This window comes from Plantactinospora sonchi, assembly GCF_036422035.1.
Lineage (GTDB): Bacteria > Actinomycetota > Actinomycetes > Mycobacteriales > Micromonosporaceae > Plantactinospora > Plantactinospora sonchi.
The window spans coordinates 13,222-31,002 of the sequence record NZ_JAZGQK010000031.1 but is presented as its reverse complement, the minus strand read 5'-3'; the positions used below and the strand labels follow the sequence as shown (position 1 = coordinate 31,002).

Genomic DNA, 17,781 nt, shown 5'->3' with positions numbered 1-17,781 from the left:
CGACATCCGCCCGCCGCTGTCGGGTCAGCCTCGACGGGGCGTCGCCTCAGTCGACGAACTCGATCACGTCGGCCGGCTCCCGGCGCGGCACGCCCGGCGGCGGCGTGGCGTCGACGGCGAAGCCGAGCCGGATCACCAGGTACGGCTCGCCGACGCCGGCGAGCAGGTCGCGCATCAGCCAACGGGGCCAGTCCAGCTCGATCGGGTCGCTGAGCGGGGCGGTGGCGAGGCCGTCGGCGACGGCGGTGAGCAGCAGGGCGGACAGTGCCTCGCCGCCGGTGAGCAGATCGCGCGGGCTGTCGCCGCGACCGAACAGGATGACGTACGCGGCTCCGCGGTCGGTTCCCGCACCGGCGTCCAGGCCGGGTGTGCCGCCGAGGGCGTGGTCGCGGATCGGCACCCGGCGGGGTGCCGGGCCGACCGCCGAGGTGCTCGGCACGCCGTCGCGGCTGTCCGAGGGCCGGTTCGTCCAGCGGCGGAGTTCGGCCCGGTACGCCGGGTCGTCCAGTTCGGCGGCGGCGGCGTTGGCGGTCGCGACGGCGAGCATCGACAGCTGGTCAGGGCGGACCAGGTGCAGGTGGGCACCCTCGGCCTCGACGACCGTACGCAGCCTGTCGACCATTGCCCTGGGGACCGGCCGGTCGGCGAACGCCCGCCGGTCACTACGTCGGCGGGACCCGGCGAGATGCTGGCGGATCTCCGCCGGCTCCGGGTCGTGCCGACCGACGACCGTGACCGTGGCCAGCAGGTCCGGGTCGGAGTCGTCCGGAACCCGGGTGACCTCGGTACGGTGACCGGCGACGGCCAGCGCCAGCCGCGCGTGGTGCAGGGCGGCCCCACAGCTGACCAGCAGCAGCCGGCGCTGGGCGTCGGTGCTGCGCAGCTGCCTTGTCGGGTCGGCCCGCAGGGTCAGCACGTCGCCGGGGCCGACCCGCCAGCGCCACGGCTGGGTGTTGAACACCGAGGGCGCGCGGAGGGCGTACCGGGCGGCGGCGGTCAGCGCGGCCCGAACCTCGGTGGGCGTCGGGGCGGTGTTCGGGTCTGCGGTCATCACGGTCACTCCTCGTCGGGGTCGACACACCACGTCGGCTCGTCGACAGCGGACTGCTCCTCGTCCGGTCTCGACACCACCACGATGGGGCCGACCCGGGCGGCGGGGGCAGGGCCCCAGGTCCCCTCTCCGACGGGCCGTGGTCCCCCGCCGAAGGTCCCCGGCTCGGGACCTTCGGCCCTGTCGGTCCAGGCCGACGGCGGGTAGGAACAAGGGGTGATTCGTGTCTTCCTGCTCGACGACCACGAAGTGGTCCGGCGCGGCCTGGCCGACCTGCTGCAGAGCGACGGTGATATCGAGGTGGTCGGCGAGTCCGGGTCCGCCCAGGAGGCGACGCGCCGGATTCCCGCGCTTCGGCCGGACGTGGCGATCCTGGACGCCCGCCTGCCGGACGGCAACGGCATCGACGTGTGCCGGGACGTACGGGCGGTCGACTCCACGATCAAGGGTCTGGTGCTGACCTCGTACGAGGACGACGAGGCACTGTTCGCGGCGATCATGGCCGGGGCGGCCGGGTACGTGCTCAAGCAGATTCGTGGCACGGACCTGGTCGACGCGGTCCGCCGGGTGGCGGCCGGCCAGTCTCTACTGGACCCGGCGGTCACCGCCCGGGTGCTCGAACGGATCCGCATCGGTGTCGAGCAGCCCACCGAGTTCCAGTCCCTGACCGAACGGGAGCGCCGGATCCTGGAGTACGTGGCGGAAGGGCTCACCAACCGGGAGATCGCCGCGAAGATGTTCCTGGCCGAGAAGACCGTGAAGAACTACGTCTCCAGCCTGCTGGCCAAGCTCGGGCTGGAACGGCGTACCCAGGCCGCGGTGCTGGCCACCCGACTGCTCGGCGAACGACACTGAGCCGCCCGGCCCGGCTGACCCGACCTGGCGGGCCCTGTCGGCGGGACCTGGCGGTTCAGGGCGGGCGGGTCGGTGCCGGGCGGCGTACCAGGGCCGAGCGCGTCGACACCGGCTCAGTCCCGCAGCGGTACCCGCCAGGCGATCGTCGTACCGGTCGGCTCGCTTCGGCCGATGTCGAAGGTGCCACCGTGCGTCTCCGCGCGTTCCCGCAGGTTGACCAGGCCGCCCCGGGCCCGCGCCGGATCGGTGCCCGCCCCGTCGTCAACCACCCGGACCGCCAGTTCGCCGTCGCGTACCTCGACGAACACCGTGACCCGGCTTGCCCGGGCATGCCGGACCACGTTCGAGAGCGCTTCGCCGAGGACCGCGAGCAGGTCGGGACGTAACCGGTCCGGTACCGCGCTGTCCACCGGGCCGGACATCTCCAATCCCGGACGGAACCCCAACGACCCGGCGAAGCCGGCGACCAGGTCCCGGATCTCGGTCCGGAGCGCGGCGGTCATCGGGGTACGCAGCTCGAAGATCGCCCGTCGGATGTCCCGGATGGTGGCGTCCAGATCGTCGACGGTGTCGTTGAGCCGCTGCCGTACGTCCGGCCGGCCGGCCAGCGGTGCCACCGTCTGGAGTTGGAGGCCCATCGCGAACAGCCGCTGGATCACCACGTCGTGCAGGTCCCGGGCGATCCGCTCACGGTCCTCCAGGACCACCAGCAGTTCCCGTTCCTCCTGCGCCCGGGCCCGTTCCAGGGCCAGCGCCGCCTGCCCGGCGAACGTCGCCAGCAGGGTGCCGTCCACGTCGGTGCCCACCTGCTGACCGATCGGGTAGGCGATGACGAGCACACCGTGCAGGGTGTCGCCGGCGGTCAGCGGTGAGATCACCGCCGGGCCGGCACCGACCGGCGCGGGCCAGGGCGCCGCCTTGGCGAGGCTCTCCAGCACCGCCTGCCGGCGTCGGGTCACCGGTTCGACAAGGTCGGTGTCGGCGGCGGCCAGCACCGTGCCGACCAGGTCACCGGCGCCCCCGCCGTCCGCGACCTCGACGGTGAGCTGTCCGGTGTCGTCGTCGTAGAGCAGGACGAGAGCCAGGTTGGCCTCGGCGACCTCCCGGGCCCGCCGGGCGATCAGCCGCAGCGCGTCGGTGCGGCGTACCTCGCCCAGCAGCACCCCGGTGATCTCGGCGGCAGCCGCGAGCCACCGCTCGCGCCGATGTGCCACGGCGAACAGCCGGGCGTTCTCGATGATCACCCCGGCGGCGGCGGCGAGCGCCACGACGATCTCCTCGTCGTCGTCGGTGAACTCGGCCGTGCCCTGCTTCTCGGCGAGGTAGAGATTGCCGAACACCTGGTCCCGGATGCGTACCGGCACGCCGAGGAAACTGTGCATCGGCGGGTGGTTGGGCGGGAAGCCGTACGACTGGGGGTGCCGGGTGATGTCGGGCATCCGTACCGGCCGGGGGTCGGCGATCAGCAGGCCGAGTACGCCCCGGCCGTGCGGCAGGTCGCCGATCCGGTCCCGGGTCGTGGCGTCGAGGCCGTGGGTGATGAAGTCGGTCAGTTGCCGGTCGGGCCCGATGATGCCGAGTGCGCCGTACCGGGCGCCGGCGAGCCGGCAGGCCGCGACCACGATCCGGTCCAGGGTGCTGTGCAGGTCCAGGTCGGTGCTGATGCCGACGACCGCGTCCAGGAGCGCGCGCAGCCGCTCCCGGCTGGTGACCACCTCACCGACCCGGTCCAGCATCTCCTGGAGCAGTTCGTCGAGCCGGATCCGGGACAGCGGCGTGAGACCCAACGACGGTGCCGGGAAGCCCGCCTCGGTCGGAGACGGCTGCGTTGGCTCGGCCACCGGCCGATGTTACCGACCGGAGGGCCGACCTCGGCAGTCCCGGAGCGGGGTCGCCCTACGCCGTACGGCGCCGCCGACGAGTTGTCGGCCCGGGTACGCCAGCCCGCGCCGGTTCCGGCAGGCCGGCCAGCCCCGCGCCGGTTCCGGCAGGCCGGCCAGCCCCGCGCCGGGTCGGGCAGGCCGGCGAGGGCGTATCGCGGGCCGGAGCGGGCTCCCGGCGTCCGGCCCGGTCAGCGGGTGGTGTCGCGCGGGTCAGCTGCGCAGGAAGGCGAGCAGATCCTTGTTGACCTGGTCCTGGAGGGTCGCGGTCATCCCGTGCGGTGCGCCGGGGTAGTAGATCTCCTGCGCGTTCGCGACCAGTTGCGCGGTCTTGTGCGCGGAGTCGTTGACCGGGACGATCTGGTCGTCCTCGCCGTGCATCACCAGCGTGGGGACGTCGAACTTGGCCAGGTCGTCGCGGAAGTCGGTCTCCGAGAAGGCCTTGATGCTCTCGTAGGAGTTCTTCAGGCCGGCCTGCATGCTCCACAGCCAGAACTGGTCGAGAGTGCCCTTGGACACCTTTGCCCCGGGCCGGTTCGCTCCGTAGAACATCTGGGCCAGGTCCTGGTAGAACTGCGACCGGTCCTTGACGAGGTTGGCGCGCAGGTCGTCGAACACCTGGATCGGCAGGCCCTCGGGATTGTCCGGCGTCTGCACCATGATCGGCGGTACGGCGGAGATGAGCACCGCCCTGGCCACCTGGCGTGTGCCGTGCCGGCCGATGTAGCGGGCGACCTCCCCACCGCCGGTGGAGTGGCCGACCAGGGTGGCGTCGGTCAGGTCCAACGCCTCGATCACGGCGGCGAGGTCGTCGGCGTACCCGTCCATGTCGTTGCCCGCCGAGGCCTGGTCCGACCGGCCGTGACCCCGTCGGTCGTGCGCGACCACCCGGAACCCGTTCTGCGCCAGGAAGAGCATCTGACCGTCCCACGCGTCAGCCGTCAGCGGCCAACCGTGGGAGAAGGTGACGACCGGGCCGGTGCCCCAGTCCTTGTAGTAGATCCGGGTGCCGTCCTTGGCGGTGACCTGACCCATGACTTCCCCCGTACGCCGTCGATTCGGTGACTCGGCCCGACCCGTGCGGGGCCGACCGACGGAGCCTTTCCGGCGAGGAGCCCGGCCGGTTCACTCCGATATCTGCATCTTGCCGGCTTTCACCAGGTTGTGGCGGCGGATGACGGGTCGGCACCCGCGATCGAGCGCGACCTGGGCCATCCCGTCAATCAGCCCGGAAAACCCCAAACATAGCCAGATGGGAATCCGGGCCGCAAACACGGCTGGTTGTCGTCGCGCTCGTCGCGGGTCCGTTCCTCCCGGCCGGTACGGGTTCATGCACTGGCAGCCGCCGTGGATGGCCACACCGGGCGACGCCGTCCGGCCCGCCGCCCCGAACGGGGTACCCGGCCGGTCCTGCCCGGGTACGTCGAACGGTCCGGAGCCGTCCCCCACCGGCACCGGTACGACCTTTCGGTCCACAGCGGAGCGGCCCGTACGCGACGCGGGTGACCGCCGTCGTACCCGCCTTCGGCGTCGGCAGTCGGTTCCGGAAGCGGGATTCCCTACTCCCGTCGGCCCGGTGGCGACCTTCGGAGGTCGGGTTGGGCGGGTGATGCTCACCGCTGAGCCGCTCGATCATTGGTGGCTGGGGAGCGGAGTGGATAACTTCGAGCCTTCGGGGCGGGCGAGGGACGGGGGCTGGATGACGGACGGTAACGCGGCATATCGCTACAGCAACACGGTGGTGCTGTCAGTGACGGCGTTGGAGGCACCGGTGGTCGTGACCTCCGACCAGATCGACGACGAGTTGAGCGGGACCCTCGAACGGCTGCGGCTGCGCCGGGGCATGCTCCAGCGGATCGCCGGCATCCGGGAGCGGCGCTGGTGGCCGGACGACGTCAGCTTCGTCGACGCCGCGGTGACGGCCGGGGCGAAGGCGCTGTCGGAGGCGGGCGTCGACGCGCACGACGTCGGTCTGCTCATCAACACGTCGGTGTCCCGGGCACATCTGGAGCCGTCGACGGCGGTGGCCGTCCACCACTCGCTGGGTCTGCCGCAGACGGCGTTGAACTTCGACATCGCCAACGCCTGCCTCGGATTCGTCAACGGTATGCAGGTCGCCGCGAACATGATCGACGCCGGGCAGATCCGGTACGCGCTGGTCGTCGCCGGGGAGTGTTCCCGGCAGGCGCAACAGGCGACCATCGACCGGCTACGCGGCCCGCGGACGACCCGCGCCGACGTCCGGGACCAGTTCGCCACGTTGACCCTCGGCTCAGGTGCGGCGGCGATGGTGCTGGCCGCCGCGGACGCACACCCGGACGGCCACCGGTTGATCGGCGGGGTGAGCCGGGCGGCCACGCAGCACCACGAGTTGTGCGTGGGGGACCACACGAGGATGCGTACCGACGCGAAGGGGCTGCTCGACGCGGGACTGGAACTGGCCGAGGCGACCTGGGCGCATGTCGGCCCCTGGGACTGGCAGAAGATGGACCTGTACGTGATGCATCAGGTCTCGGTGGCCCACACCCGTGGTGTCGTCGACCGGCTCGGCCTCGACCCGGCCCGGGTCCCGGTGACGTTCCCGCTGCTGGGCAACGTCGGACCGGCGTCGCTGCCGCTGACCCTGGCACAGAACGCCGACTCGCTCAGCCCCGGCGAGCGGGTGTTGTGCATGGGAGTCGGCTCCGGCCTCAACACCTGCGCGCTGGAGATCGTGTGGTGACCGGCCCGGGGCAGTGGGGGCCGCCGGCCCTGCCCGGTCTGGAGCACGCCTGGTCCCGGTCGGTCACCGCGCTGGACAGCCAGGGCGTACGGCGTACCTGGCACGTGCTGGACAGCGCCTGGAGCGGAACGACTGATCACACCGGGTACGCGGGAACGCTGCTGTGCGTACACGGCAACCCCACCTGGTCGTACCTGTGGCGGCACGTGCTGGCCCGGTTCAGCCGACCCGGCGCGCCGCCCTGGCGGGTCGTCGCCGTCGACCATCTGGACATGGGTTTCTCCGAGCGCACCGGCACCGTACGCCCGCTCGCGCAACGGATCGCCGACCTCGGTACCGTCACGGACGCTCTCGGCCTGACCGGCCCGGTGGTCACGGTCGGGCACGACTGGGGCGGAGCCATCTCGCTGGGCTGGGCGCTGCGTCACCGCGACCAGCTACGCGGCGTGGTGCTGACGAACACGGCGGTGCACCAGCCGAGCGGGTCACCGGCACCCGCGCTGATCCGGCTGGCCCGACTGCCCGGCGTCCTGCCGGCGGTGACCGTGTCCACGCCGACGTTCCTGCTGGCCACCCTCGCGCTGGCGAATCCGTCGCTGCCGGCCCCGGTCCGCGACGGCTACCTCGCCCCGTACCGGTCGCCGGACCGGCGGGCGGCGATCGGTGGTTTCGTGGCGGACATCCCGCTCACCCCCGAGCACCCGAGCTGGTCCGCACTGACCGAGGTGGCGGAGCGCCTGGACACGCTGGCCGAGGTGCCGGCCCTGCTGCTGTGGGGGCCCCGCGACCCGGTCTTCGGCCAGGCACACCTGCGTGACCTGCGCGCCCGGCTGCCGCATGCCCAGCTGCACCGGTTCGAGGGTGCGGGGCACCTGCTCGCCGAGGACGCCGACGTCGCCGGTGCCGTGGAACGCTGGGTGACCGATCTGGACCAACCGAGTGTGGTGGCGGCCGCCGACCCGGGGCCGGAGACCGCGCCGGCAGCAGGGCCGACGGATCCGGCGCCGGAAACCGCGCCGGCCGTGGATCCCGCTCCGGAGTCCGTCCCGGCCTGGCGTCCACTCTGGGCGGCGCTGGAGGAACGTGCCGACGACCGGTCCGCCGCGCTGGTCGAACTGGCCCGGGGCGGCCGACAGGTGAGCTGGTCGCTGCTGTGGCGGCGGATCCGGGAGATCGCGGCCGGGCTGTCCGCCTCCGGAGTACGCCACGGCGACCGGGTGGCGCTGCTGGTACCACCCGGCGCCGACCTGACCGCCGCCGTCTACGCCTGCCTGCGTATCGGCGCGGTGATCGTGGTCGCCGACCCGGGTCTGGGACTGACCGGGATGAACCGGGCACTGCGCGGCGCCGCTCCCGCGCATCTCATCGCCATCGGTCCCGGGCTCGCCGTCGCCCGGGCGCTGCGCTGGCCGGGACGGCGTCTCGGAGCCGGACCCGGTGCCGCCGCGCTGGGCGCGTTGACCCTGGGCAAGCTCGCCCGGCTCGGCGCGGGGCAGCGGGAGCTGCCGGACCCACCTGAGCCGGACGACGACGCCGCGGTGCTGTTCACCTCCGGTTCCACCGGGCCGGCGAAGGGCGCCGTCTACACCCACCGTCAGCTCGCCGCGATGCGGGACGCGCTCTCCGGTCTCGGCCTGGACGCCGAGGCCGGGATCGTGGCGGCGTTCGCGCCGTTCGCACTCTTCGGTCCGGCCCTCGGCGCGTCCTCGGCGATCCCGGACATGTCGGTGACCGCACCCCGGACGCTGACCGCCGCCGCCCTCGCCGAGGCGACGGCCGCGGTCGACGCCTCGGCGGTGTTCGCCTCACCGGCGGCACTGCGCAACGTGGTCGACACCGGCGATCTGCTGGATCCCCGGCAGCGCGCCGCGCTGGCGGGGGTCCGACTGCTGTTCAGCGCCGGCGCACCGGTGCCCGCACCGCTGCTCGCCCAGGCGCGGGCGCTGATGCCCGGGGCACAGCCACACACCCCGTACGGGATGACCGAGGTCCTGCCGGTCACCGACATCACCCTCGACGAGATCGTCGACGTCGGGCCGGGTGACGGTGTCTGCGTCGGCCGACCGCTGCCCGGGGTGCGGGTGGCGATCGCCGTGCTGGACGAGACCGGTGAACCCGCGGCCGAGCCCGGCTGCCCGGTCGGGCGGACCGGCGAGATCATGGTCAGGGCGGCGCACGTCAAGGACCGGTACGACGCCCTCTGGCTGACCGAGCGGGCCAGCTCCCGGAACCCGGGCTGGCACCGCACCGGGGACGTCGGCAGGCTCGATCCGGACGGCCGGCTCTGGGTACAGGGCCGGCTGGCGCACGTGCTGGTCACCGCTGAGGGCGTACTCACGCCCGTCGGGATCGAGCAGCAGGTGGAGTCGTTGCCGCAGGTCGCCCGGGCCGCCGTGGTCGGGGTGGGTCCGCGTGGTGTGGCGCAGGTGGTGGTCGTCGCCGAGACCCGGCCCCCGGTACGCCGACCCCGGCTGGCGGGCCGGGAACTCGCCGACGCGGTACGCGGGGTCGTCGCGCCGCCGGTCGCGGCCGTGCTGCTGGTTCCGTCGTTACCCACCGACATCCGGCACAACTCGAAGATCGACCGTTCCCGGCTGAGCCGGTGGGCCGAACGGGTGCTCGCCGGTGGGAGGCTCAGCGGATGGTGAAAGTCCTGGTCACCGGTGCCAGCGGCATGCTCGGCCGCGCCGTCGCCACCGTCCTGGCCCGCCGGGGAGACGACGTCCGGGTCCTGCAGCGGCGGCCCTCCGGCCTGACCGACGTCGACGAGCGACGGGGCGACATCACCGACCCGGATGCGGTACGCGCGGCCGTCAGCGGGGTCGACGCGGTGGTCCACCTGGCCGCGAAGGTGTCGATGACCGGAGCCTGGGAACTGTTCGAACGGGCCAACGTCGGTGGCACCACCGCCCTGCTCGCCGCTGCCCGGCGAGCCGGCGTGTCCCGGTTCGTGCACGTCTCCTCCCCGTCCGTCGCCCACCACGGTGCCGGACTGGTCGGCGTCGACGCCGAGCCGGCCGACCCGGGACGGGCCCGGGGCAACTACGCGCGCAGCAAGGCCTCGGCCGAGCTGCTCGCGTTGGCCGCCGACTCGCCCGATCTCGCCGTCGTGGCGGTCCGCCCCCATCTCGTCTGGGGACCGGGTGACACCCAACTGGTCGCCCGGATCGTCGAACGGGCCCGGTCGGGCCGGCTGGCCCTGGTCGGTCGAGGCACCGCCCTGATCGACACCACGTACGTCGACAACGCCGCCGACGCCCTGGTCGCCGCGCTCGACCGGGCGCCCGAGACCGGCGTACACGGACGGGCTTTTGTGGTGTCCAACGGCGAGCCGCGGACGGTGGCCGAGTTGGTCGACCGGATCTGCGCCGCCGCCGGGGCGCCGTCACCACGGCTCCGGGTGCCGGTGGGCGTGGCCAGGACCGGCGGCGCCGTGGTGGAGCGCCTCTGGTCGGCACTGCGGCGCACCGACGAACCGCCGATGACCCGGTTCCTGGCCGAACAGTTGTCCACCGCGCACTGGTTCGACCAACGCCGGACCCGGGAGGCACTGCGCTGGTCACCACGGGTCAGCATGGAGGAGGGATTCGCCCGGCTGGCCGCCGCCCGCCCGGGCGACGCCGGCGACCGGACCGACCCCGCCGGGTGGTACAGCTAGGCCGCCTTCCAGGCGGCGTCCACCAGGGTGGGGAGCATCTGGGCCGCGGACCCTCGCAGGTTGACGGCGGATATCCGGTCGAGCGGTGTCGGCTCCGGGTTGATCTGGATGACGGTGGCGCCGGAGTGTGCCGCGATCCGGGGGATCTCGGCGGCCGGATACACGACGCCGGAGGTGCCGACCGTCAGCAGTACGTCGCACGCCGCCGCCGCGTCGACTGCCGCGCTCAACGCCGCCCCGGGCAGTGCCTCGCCGAACCAGACCACGCCGGGACGGACGAGTGCGCCGCAGTCGGCACATCGGGGCGGTGGTATCCGGCGTCCTTCCCCCGGCTCGTCGCCCTGACCGCCCTCCACCGCCGGAAAGGCCGCCGGGTGCCCCGCCTCCGCCACACAGCGGGGTGCGAAGAGACTGCCGTGCAGGTGGATCGGAGCGTGGGATCCGGCCCGTTCGTGCAGGTCGTCGACGTTCTGGGTGATCACAACGGTGCCCGGGACGAGGGCTTCGATGGCGGCGGTGGCCCGGTGTCCGGCATTCGGCTCGGCCCGACGCACCCGGGCGCGCCGCCACTCGTACCAGCCCCAGACCAGATCCGGGTCGGTGTGGAACGCCTCGGGAGTGGCGAGCCGCTCGGCGTCGAAGCGGGCCCACAACCCGGTGAGATCGTCACGGAACGTCGGTACGCCGCTCTCGGCCGAGATCCCGGCACCGGTGAAGACGACAACCCTGCGGGCCTGGCCGAGGAGCGCGGCGACCCCGGGTGGCAGAGCACTCATCCGGAAGATCCTGCCAGCCCGCAGGGAGCACGCCAGCCCCCGCTCGTGACCACCCTGTGCTGACCGGTGCCGGTCGGAGGGGACCGGCGGAGGCGCTGACGCCCCGCCCCGCAGGACGGCGGGACAGGGCAGGACGCCCGCAGGACGGCGGGACAGGGCAGGACGCCCGCAGGACGGCGGGACAGGTCAGGACGGCCGCAGCGCGCGGGCGAGGCGCTGGACGGCCTCGTCCATGAGGTCGGGTGGGGCGGCGGCGTAGGTGAGGCGTAGGTGCGGGGCCGGGGGCTCGGCCGCGTACCAGGGGCGGCCCGGAAAGACGATGACGCCTTCGGCGGCCGCGGCGGCGGCCAGTACGACGTCGTCGGTGCCCTCGGGCAGCCGGACCCAGAGGTGCAGACCACCGCGCGGGATCGACTGCGGGGCGAGTTCCGGCAGGTGCCGGCGGAGCGCGGCCAGCAGCGCCTCGCGGCGGTGGCGTAGCGCGGTGTGCAGGGCGCGGCGGTGCCGCGCCCAGGCCGGGGCCGTGACGAGGTCGAGGGCCGCCTGTTGCAGTGGACCGGCGACGAAGAGGTCGTCGAGCAGCCGGGCGGCGCGCAGGCGGGCGGCGGCCGGACCACGGGCGCCGATCGCGGCGACACGTAGCCCGGGAGCCGTCGACTTGGTCAGCGACCGCAGGTAGACGACGTGCCCGTCGGGGTCGTCGGCGGCCAACGGTGGCGGGGCGTGGCCGTCGATGGTCAGGTCGCGGGCGTAGTCGTCCTCGATCAGGAACGCCCCGGCATCGCGTACGGTGTCGGCGACCTCGGCCCGGCGGTGCTCGGCCAGGGTGGCGCCGTGCGGGTTGGCGTGCAGCGGTTGACAGTAGAAGAGCCGGGCGCCGGTACGGGCGAACGCGGCCGCGAGTTGGTCGGGCCGTACGCCGTCGGTGTCGACGGGCACCGGCACCACCCGCAGTCCGGCCGCCCGGGCGGCGGCCAGCGCCCCCAGGTACGTCGGCGACTCGACGAGCAGGACGTCGCCGGGGGCGGCGAGCGCCCGCAGCGCGGACGACAGCGCGGCCTGCCCACCCGGGCAGATCACCATGTCGTCGGCGCGCAGCCCGGCCCCGGATTCGCGGGCGAACCAGGCGCGCAGGTCCTCGCGCCCCACCACCGGCCCACGTTGCCAGGACGCGGGTTGCCGGGCGGCGCGGGCCAGCGCGGCGCCGAGCGCGGCGGCCGGCTGCAGCTCGGCGTCCAGGTAGCCGCCGGAGAGCGGGATCGCCCCGGCGGGCGGTAACGCCAGTAGCGCCTGCATCTCGTCCTCGCCCGGCCGGCGGGAGCCGAGCGCCACCGTCTGCCAGGACAGGTCGGCGACCCGTCGCTGCACCGGCGAGCCGGCCACGAAGGTGCCGCTGCCGGATCGCGCCTCGACCAGCCCTTCGGCGACCAGCTGTCGGATCGCCTCGGCGACGGTGACCGGCGAGGCCCGGTGCCGGGCGGTCAGCTCGCGTACCGGGGGCAGCCGGGTGCCAGGCTCCGCGACAGCCACGAGCGCGCGCAGATCTTGGATAACGCGGTGCACTGCGTTACCGTAATTCATGAAAGATCAGAGTAGCGCTACTGTCAACACCACGGTAACGGCGAAACGGCTGGCCGGCCTCGCGCTCGGCGCGCTGGGCGTACTCGCCTTCAGCATGTCGCTGCCCGCCACCCGGGTCGCCGTACAGCAGCTCGACCCGTGGTTCGTCGCCTTCGGCCGGGCGGTCGGCGCGGCGGTGCTGGCCGGGGCGTACCTGCGCCTCACCGGCGCGGGACGACCGAGCCGGGGACAGTGGTGGCGACTGGGTGTGGTCGCCCTCGGTGTTGTCGTCGGCTTCCCGTTGTTCACCTCACTGGCGCTGATCACCCAGACCTCCACACACGGCGCGGTTGTCATCACCGTGCTGCCCGCGATGACCGCCGTCTTCGCGGCACTGAGGGCCGGCGAGCGCCCACCGCCGCTGTTCTGGGTCGCGAGCGCCGGTGGACTGCTGGCGGTGCTCACCTTTCTCGGCGCCAGCGGAGCGGTGCACGGTGCGCTCTCCCCGGCCGACCTGTTCCTGCTCGCGGCGGTGGTGCTCTGCGGCCTCGGATACGCGGAGGGCGGTGCGCTCGCCCGGGAGCTCGGCGGTGCCCGGACGATCTGCTGGGCGTTGCTGCTCGCACTGCCGGTCACCGTGCCCACGGTGGCCGTCGCCGCCGTGGCCGACCCTCCGCACGCCGACCCCGTAACCTGGTCGGCGTTCGGCTACCTCACCGTGGTCTCGATGTTCCTGGGCTTCTTCGCCTGGTACGCGGGACTGGCCCGGGGCGGCATCGCCCGGGTCGGCCAGCTCCAGCTCGGGCAGCCGGTGCTCACCCTGGCCTGGTCGGCGCTGCTGCTCAACGAGACCGTCGGCGTCGCCTCGATCGCGGCCGCCGTGGTGGTGCTGGCCTGCGTCGTACTGATCCAGCACACCCGCGACAGCGTCCCGGTGCCGGCGGTGGGGAAGGTCTGACCAGGCCACCGGCGTACCGCGGCCGGCGGAGGAACCCGGCGCCACCCGTCCCGGTCGGGGCCGGGTCTACCGCGCCACCCGCCCTGGCCGGGTCCACCGCCCGGACGGATTCGGCACGGTCCGGCTCCGCGAACCCCCGTCCGGACCGCCGGACGCCGCTGCCCGACCTGACCGGACGGAACCCGATCGGCGGCGGCCCGGCGCCCGACCGGGTCACCGCCGGTCAGCGGGACTTGGGGCCCGCCGCCCCGGTTGGCAGGATGGACGGCGTGCCAGTCCTCCCGCAGTCCGCCCTGCGCCCCAGCTACCCGATCCGGACCGAGCGGTTGTCGCTGCGTCCGCTCGCCGTCGCCGACGTCGACGCGCTGCTCGCCTACCGGAGCCGGCCCGACGTCTGTCGGTACGTACCGTTCGAGCCGATGACCCGGGAGGCTGTCCACGAACGGCTCGCCACGCACTGGGCGGCCACCGCACTCACCGACGCGGGCCAGGGCCTGACCCTCGGGATCGAGATCGCCGAGACCGGTCACCTGATCGGTGACGTGATGCTCTTCTGGCAGAGCCGGGAGCACGCGGGCGGGGAGATCGGCTACCTCCTGCACCCCGACTTCACCGGTCACGGCTACGCCACGGAGGCGGCGTGCGCGATGCTGCACCTGGGTTTCGACCACCTCGGCCTGCACCGCATCATCGCGCGGGTCGACGAACGCAACGAAGCCTCGGCGAAGGTGGCGCGACGCCTGGGGATGCGACAGGAGGCCCGGCTCGTGGACAACGAGTTCTTCAAGGGCGAGTGGAGCACGGAACTCGACTTCGCGATGCTCGCCGACGAATGGCCCGGGTACCGCACGGCGTGATCGGTACAGGTGGCGGTGTGCCAGGCGCCCGAGGGGCAGCGGCGGGTCGCCGGGACGGTGACGGTCGCGGTGACGGTGTTCCTGAGCGCACGTCTGGTGCGCCGGATCGGTGCGGAGCGGCGGGGGTCTGTCATCCGGGGCGCGGTGGCGGCCGGCAGCTGAGGAGCGGCGGCGGGTCGGACGGGTGAACCCGCCGGGGGACCGGCGGCCCGCACCGGGGCGCGTCGGCTCAGGCGGTGGCGGCGTCGTCCGCCGTACCAGTGCTCGCGGACGTGCGGTGGAGGAGTTCGGAGAGGCCCGTGATGTCCATGGTCGCCGCGAGGAACGGTGGGATGTAGCGCATGTTGACTGGAATGCCGGACTCCTGACCTCGGCTCCAGGCGTACACCAGCACGGACAGCCCGGTACTGTCGATGAACGTCAGCTCCCCGACATCGAGCGTCAGCGTACGCGGAGCGGCGTCCAGCACCGAGGCCAGCGTGGACCGCAGCAGTTCGGCGCAGGGAAAGTCGAGGTCACCGGCGATCGTCACGACGCTGTGTTCGCCCTGATCGACATCGATCATCAGTGGCATCGACGCCGGTCTCGCGCGATCCACGTCCCCACCTCCCACGTCATCCGGCAGATTCAACTGTAGGGGACCGGCCGAGATGCCGCCTGACCGGCCGGTGGTCAGCGGGAGCCGGGACTGCCGTTAGATGCCGGGTGACAAGTAACCGCGTAGGCTGGGCCGCAGGGCGGACAGATCAGGAGTACCCGACGCACGTGAACAGCGCCAACGTTGCCGGATGGGATTCGGGCGGTCGCCGGGTTCCCCGGTTGGCGGCGCCGGACGGATCGGGGGCGAGCCCAGCGGAAGCACTGCCTGTGGTCGCCTCATCAGCAATCGGTGATGGGGTAGTCGACAATTTTCGCGAAGGTGTGGTCGTCTGCGACCCCGCCGGGGTTGTTCTCGGCTTCAGTCGGCCCGCCGCCCGGCTGCTGTCCGGACTTGTCGTCGGCCGTACGTTCGTCGGCTGCGGGCTGCCTCCGCTCGCCGCCGGTGAGCAGACCGTGGCGGGCCGGCGGCTGCGCTGTCGACAGGTCAACCTCACTGTCAGTGGCGACGCCCGCACGGTATGGTATGTCGAGGACGTGACCGACGCTGTCGCCCGCTCCGACGCGCTGCTGGCCGAGCGGGGCCGTGCGCGGTTCCTCGAAACCGCGAGCCAGGTGCTGGGCAACCAGTTGCAGGAGGACCGGGCCGCCCGGGCAGCCGCCCGACTGGCCGTACCCAGGCTCGGTGACGTCGCCGTCGTGGTGCTGACACCGCGTCAGGGCCGGGCCCGGTGGTGGCGTGCGGTCCTGGACGACGACCGCGAGCCCGTGGTGGACGGCGGCTCGCTGACCGCGGACCAACTGCCGCCCGCGATCGTCGAGGCCTGGCAGGGCGGCGAGCCGTCCGAGGCCGACTGGCTGGCCGACCAGTTCGCCGACCTCGGCTGGCTCGCCGCGCACCCACCGGCGTCGGTGCGGGTGGTGCCGTTGCCGGGCTGGGCCGGCCCGGTCGGCGGGCTGTTGGTGGTACGCCACGGGCTGGAGTTCGACAGTCACGACCTGGAACTGCTGCGTGGCTTCGCGGCACGGGCCGGCCGTGCGCTGGACGCGGCGGTGCTCTACCACGACCAGGCCGAGGTCGCCGACACGCTCCAGGCGAGCCTCGCGCCGATCGACCCACCACCGGTGCCGGGTGTGCAGTGGGGGGCGGCCTACCGCCCCGCGCAGAGTTCGCTGCGGATCGGTGGGGACTTCTACGGCGCGCACGCGCAGGCCGACGGCAGCGCACTGTTCTTCCTCGGGGACGTCTCCGGAAAGGGCGTCGACGCCGCGGTGTTCACCGGTCAGCTCCGCCAGGCCGTCCAGGCACTGCGTCGCATCGAGTCCGACCCCGCCCGGCTGATGTCGCTGCTCAACGGCACCATGTTGGAGACCACGCGGGCGCACGGTCACGGCCGGTTCGCGACGATGGTGCTCGGCCGGGCACATCCCGCGCCGTCGGGTGGCCTGGCCCTGACCCTGGCCAGCGGCGGCCATCTGCCGCCGCTGGTGCTGCGCGCCGACGGCACCGTCGAAACGGTCGACCTGCGCGGCATGCTGATCGGGGTGGTACCCGACGCCCGGATCGCCTCGGTCACCGTGCAACTCGGCCAGGGTGAGACCTGCCTGCTGTTCAGTGACGGTGTGACCGAGGCACGCGGCGGGATCCGGGGCGAGCAGTTCGGCGTCGCCCGGCTGGTCGAGGCACTCGGCGGTTGTCACCGGATGCCGGCCCCCGCACTCACCGAGCGGGTCGAGCAGGTGGTCAGCGACTGGCTCAGCGGACGCGACCACGACGACATCGCGGTCTTCGCCATCCGGGCGGTGTCACCGGCCGCGCCGGCGCGACACCTGCGGGTGGTCCCGTGACCGCCGTACTGGGCGAGCGGCTGGAGAGCGCCTACCCGGCGTACCTCCGCTGTCTGGACGAGGCCGACGAGAACGCGGCCATCGACCTGGCACTGGACCTGCTCGACAACGGCGTCGCGCCGGAAGACGTGCTGCTCTCCCTGGTCGCACCGGCGCAGGCCCAGGTCGGCGAGTGGTGGCAACGCAACGAGTGGAGCGTGGCTCAGGAGCACGCCGCGACCCACATCAGCGAGCGGGTGGTCGCGGCGGTCGCGTCGACCGTACGCCGGAAACCGTCCCGCGACCGGGTGGTCGTCGCGTGCATGGACGGCGAGTGGCACTCGCTTCCGGCTCGGCTGGTTGCCGAGGTGCTGCGCCTCGACGGCTGGGAGGTGACGTTCCTCGGTGCCAGCGTGCCGGCCGTTCATCTCGTGTCCTACCTGCACCGACACGACCTCCGGGCGGTCGCGCTCGCCTGCTCGCTGCCGATGCGGTTGCCGCACGCGGCCCGCTTCGTCGACGCGTGTCGGCGGACCGACGTGCCGGTGCTGGTCGGCGGCCGGGGGTTCGGGCCGGGCGGCCGGTGGGCGGCCCGGCTGGGCGTTCCGTGGGTTCCGGACGCCCGGGCCGCGTCCGTGGCCCTCGCCGCGATGTCCCTGCCCGCCCCGGCCACCCCCGCGGGCGTCGGCGACACCGACGTCGAGTACGCCGGGCTGCTGGCCGCCCGGGTCGAGCTGATCGACCTCTGCGTCGCCGGTATCCCCGACGTCGCGCGGTACACCCCGGCCCAACTCGACGCGACCATCGCGGACCTCGGCTACATCGTGGACTCGCTCGCCGCCGCGGTCTACGTCGACGACGTGACCCTGTTCGCCGACTTCACCACCTGGCTCGGTGAGGTACTGGGCAGCCGGAACGTGCCGCTGCGGACCGTCGACGCGGCGTTCGACCTGATGGCCGAGCGGCTGCGTGACTTCCCCCGCGCGTTCCGTTTCCTGCGCGGCACCCGGCTGGCGCCTGAGGGATCCTGACCGGTCCGG

15 protein-coding genes are annotated in these 17,781 nt (G+C 73.3%); 9 read left to right on the top strand and 6 right to left on the bottom strand.

Going from position 1 to position 17,781, the window contains the following annotated elements:
* Nucleotides 1-46: 46 nt before the first annotated feature.
* Nucleotides 47-1,051: an Acg family FMN-binding oxidoreductase gene (locus V1633_RS30075; protein WP_331217676.1), complete on the bottom strand. Its 1,005-nt coding sequence runs from the start codon at nt 1,049-1,051 to the stop codon at nt 47-49.
* A gap of 216 nt (nt 1,052-1,267) precedes the next feature.
* On the opposite strand from V1633_RS30075, the gene V1633_RS30070 reads away from it, so the two are divergent.
* Nucleotides 1,268-1,906: a response regulator transcription factor gene (locus V1633_RS30070; RefSeq protein ID WP_331217675.1), complete on the top strand. Its 639-nt coding sequence runs from the start codon at nt 1,268-1,270 to the stop codon at nt 1,904-1,906.
* A gap of 113 nt (nt 1,907-2,019) precedes the next feature.
* Here V1633_RS30070 and V1633_RS30065 read toward each other — a convergent pair whose 3' ends face one another.
* On the bottom strand, nt 2,020-3,642 hold the full coding sequence (locus V1633_RS30065; protein WP_331217778.1) for a GAF domain-containing sensor histidine kinase: 1,623 nt from the start codon (nt 3,640-3,642) through the stop codon (nt 2,020-2,022).
* 357 nt (nt 3,643-3,999) lie between these two features.
* Complete coding sequence (locus tag V1633_RS30060) at nt 4,000-4,821, bottom strand: alpha/beta fold hydrolase (protein WP_331217674.1); 822 nt, start codon at nt 4,819-4,821, stop codon at nt 4,000-4,002.
* 664 nt (nt 4,822-5,485) lie between these two features.
* Between V1633_RS30060 and V1633_RS30055 the strand changes: the two genes are divergently transcribed.
* From V1633_RS30055 to V1633_RS30045, 3 genes are read left to right on the top strand one after another with little or no spacing between them, the layout of a single operon-like run.
* Nucleotides 5,486-6,508: a 3-oxoacyl-ACP synthase III gene (locus tag V1633_RS30055; protein ID WP_331217673.1), complete on the top strand. Its 1,023-nt coding sequence runs from the start codon at nt 5,486-5,488 to the stop codon at nt 6,506-6,508.
* On the top strand, nt 6,505-9,156 hold the full coding sequence (locus V1633_RS30050) for an alpha/beta fold hydrolase (protein ID WP_331217672.1): 2,652 nt from the start codon (nt 6,505-6,507) through the stop codon (nt 9,154-9,156). The genes V1633_RS30055 and V1633_RS30050 overlap by 4 nt, the downstream gene beginning before the upstream one ends.
* Nucleotides 9,150-10,166 carry an NAD-dependent epimerase/dehydratase family protein gene (locus V1633_RS30045; RefSeq protein WP_331217671.1) on the top strand — a complete coding sequence of 339 codons (1,017 nt, stop codon included), beginning with the start codon at nt 9,150-9,152 and terminating at the stop codon, nt 10,164-10,166. The genes V1633_RS30050 and V1633_RS30045 overlap by 7 nt, the downstream gene beginning before the upstream one ends.
* Here V1633_RS30045 and V1633_RS30040 read toward each other — a convergent pair.
* Together V1633_RS30040 and V1633_RS30035 are read right to left on the bottom strand one after the other, a co-directional pair.
* Nucleotides 10,163-10,942, bottom strand: a complete 780-nt coding sequence (locus V1633_RS30040) for an SIR2 family NAD-dependent protein deacylase (protein ID WP_331217670.1) — start codon at nt 10,940-10,942, stop codon at nt 10,163-10,165. The genes V1633_RS30045 and V1633_RS30040 overlap by 4 nt on opposite strands.
* Before the next feature lie 186 nt (nt 10,943-11,128).
* Nucleotides 11,129-12,523, bottom strand: a complete 1,395-nt coding sequence (locus V1633_RS30035; RefSeq protein ID WP_331217669.1) for an aminotransferase-like domain-containing protein — start codon at nt 12,521-12,523, stop codon at nt 11,129-11,131.
* On the opposite strand from V1633_RS30035, the gene V1633_RS30030 reads away from it, so the two are divergent.
* From V1633_RS30030 to V1633_RS30020, 3 genes are all read left to right on the top strand, one after another.
* Complete coding sequence (locus V1633_RS30030) at nt 12,522-13,460, top strand: DMT family transporter (protein ID WP_331217668.1); 939 nt, start codon at nt 12,522-12,524, stop codon at nt 13,458-13,460. The genes V1633_RS30035 and V1633_RS30030 overlap by 2 nt on opposite strands.
* A 269-nt stretch (nt 13,461-13,729) precedes the next feature.
* Complete coding sequence (locus tag V1633_RS30025; protein ID WP_331217667.1) at nt 13,730-14,317, top strand: GNAT family N-acetyltransferase; 588 nt, start codon at nt 13,730-13,732, stop codon at nt 14,315-14,317.
* Between the two features lie 15 nt (nt 14,318-14,332).
* A complete protein-coding gene (locus V1633_RS30020) occupies nt 14,333-14,479 on the top strand; it encodes a hypothetical protein (protein ID WP_331217666.1) in 147 nt (48 codons plus the stop codon).
* A 67-nt stretch (nt 14,480-14,546) separates the two neighbouring features.
* On the opposite strand, the gene V1633_RS30015 is transcribed toward V1633_RS30020, so the two are convergent.
* Nucleotides 14,547-14,882: an STAS domain-containing protein gene (locus V1633_RS30015; protein ID WP_331217665.1), complete on the bottom strand. Its 336-nt coding sequence runs from the start codon at nt 14,880-14,882 to the stop codon at nt 14,547-14,549.
* A gap of 356 nt (nt 14,883-15,238) precedes the next feature.
* Between V1633_RS30015 and V1633_RS30010 the strand changes: the two genes are divergently transcribed.
* Both V1633_RS30010 and V1633_RS30005 read left to right on the top strand, forming a co-directional pair.
* Nucleotides 15,239-16,762: a PP2C family protein-serine/threonine phosphatase gene (locus V1633_RS30010; RefSeq protein WP_331217664.1), complete on the top strand. Its 1,524-nt coding sequence runs from the start codon at nt 15,239-15,241 to the stop codon at nt 16,760-16,762.
* A complete protein-coding gene (locus V1633_RS30005; RefSeq protein ID WP_331217663.1) occupies nt 16,759-17,772 on the top strand; it encodes a cobalamin B12-binding domain-containing protein in 1,014 nt (337 codons plus the stop codon). The genes V1633_RS30010 and V1633_RS30005 overlap by 4 nt, the downstream gene beginning before the upstream one ends.
* Nucleotides 17,773-17,781: the final 9 nt, after the last annotated feature.

What these genes read in the sequence shown, in the direction of transcription:
- V1633_RS30035 (WP_331217669.1), bottom strand. Translation starts at nt 12,523, where the DNA reads ATGAATTACGGTAACGCAGTGCACCGCGTTATCCAAGATCTGCGCGCG.
- V1633_RS30065 (WP_331217778.1), bottom strand. Translation starts at nt 3,642, where the DNA reads ATGCTGGACCGGGTCGGTGAGGTGGTCACCAGCCGGGAGCGGCTGCGC.
- V1633_RS30075 (WP_331217676.1), bottom strand. Translation starts at nt 1,051, where the DNA reads ATGACCGCAGACCCGAACACCGCCCCGACGCCCACCGAGGTTCGGGCC.
- V1633_RS30040 (WP_331217670.1), bottom strand. Translation starts at nt 10,942, where the DNA reads ATGAGTGCTCTGCCACCCGGGGTCGCCGCGCTCCTCGGCCAGGCCCGC.
- V1633_RS30015 (WP_331217665.1), bottom strand. Translation starts at nt 14,882, where the DNA reads ATGATCGATGTCGATCAGGGCGAACACAGCGTCGTGACGATCGCCGGT.
- V1633_RS30060 (WP_331217674.1), bottom strand. Translation starts at nt 4,821, where the DNA reads ATGGGTCAGGTCACCGCCAAGGACGGCACCCGGATCTACTACAAGGAC.
- V1633_RS30055 (WP_331217673.1), top strand. Translation starts at nt 5,486, where the DNA reads ATGACGGACGGTAACGCGGCATATCGCTACAGCAACACGGTGGTGCTG.
- V1633_RS30030 (WP_331217668.1), top strand. Translation starts at nt 12,522, where the DNA reads ATGAAAGATCAGAGTAGCGCTACTGTCAACACCACGGTAACGGCGAAA.
- V1633_RS30045 (WP_331217671.1), top strand. Translation starts at nt 9,150, where the DNA reads ATGGTGAAAGTCCTGGTCACCGGTGCCAGCGGCATGCTCGGCCGCGCC.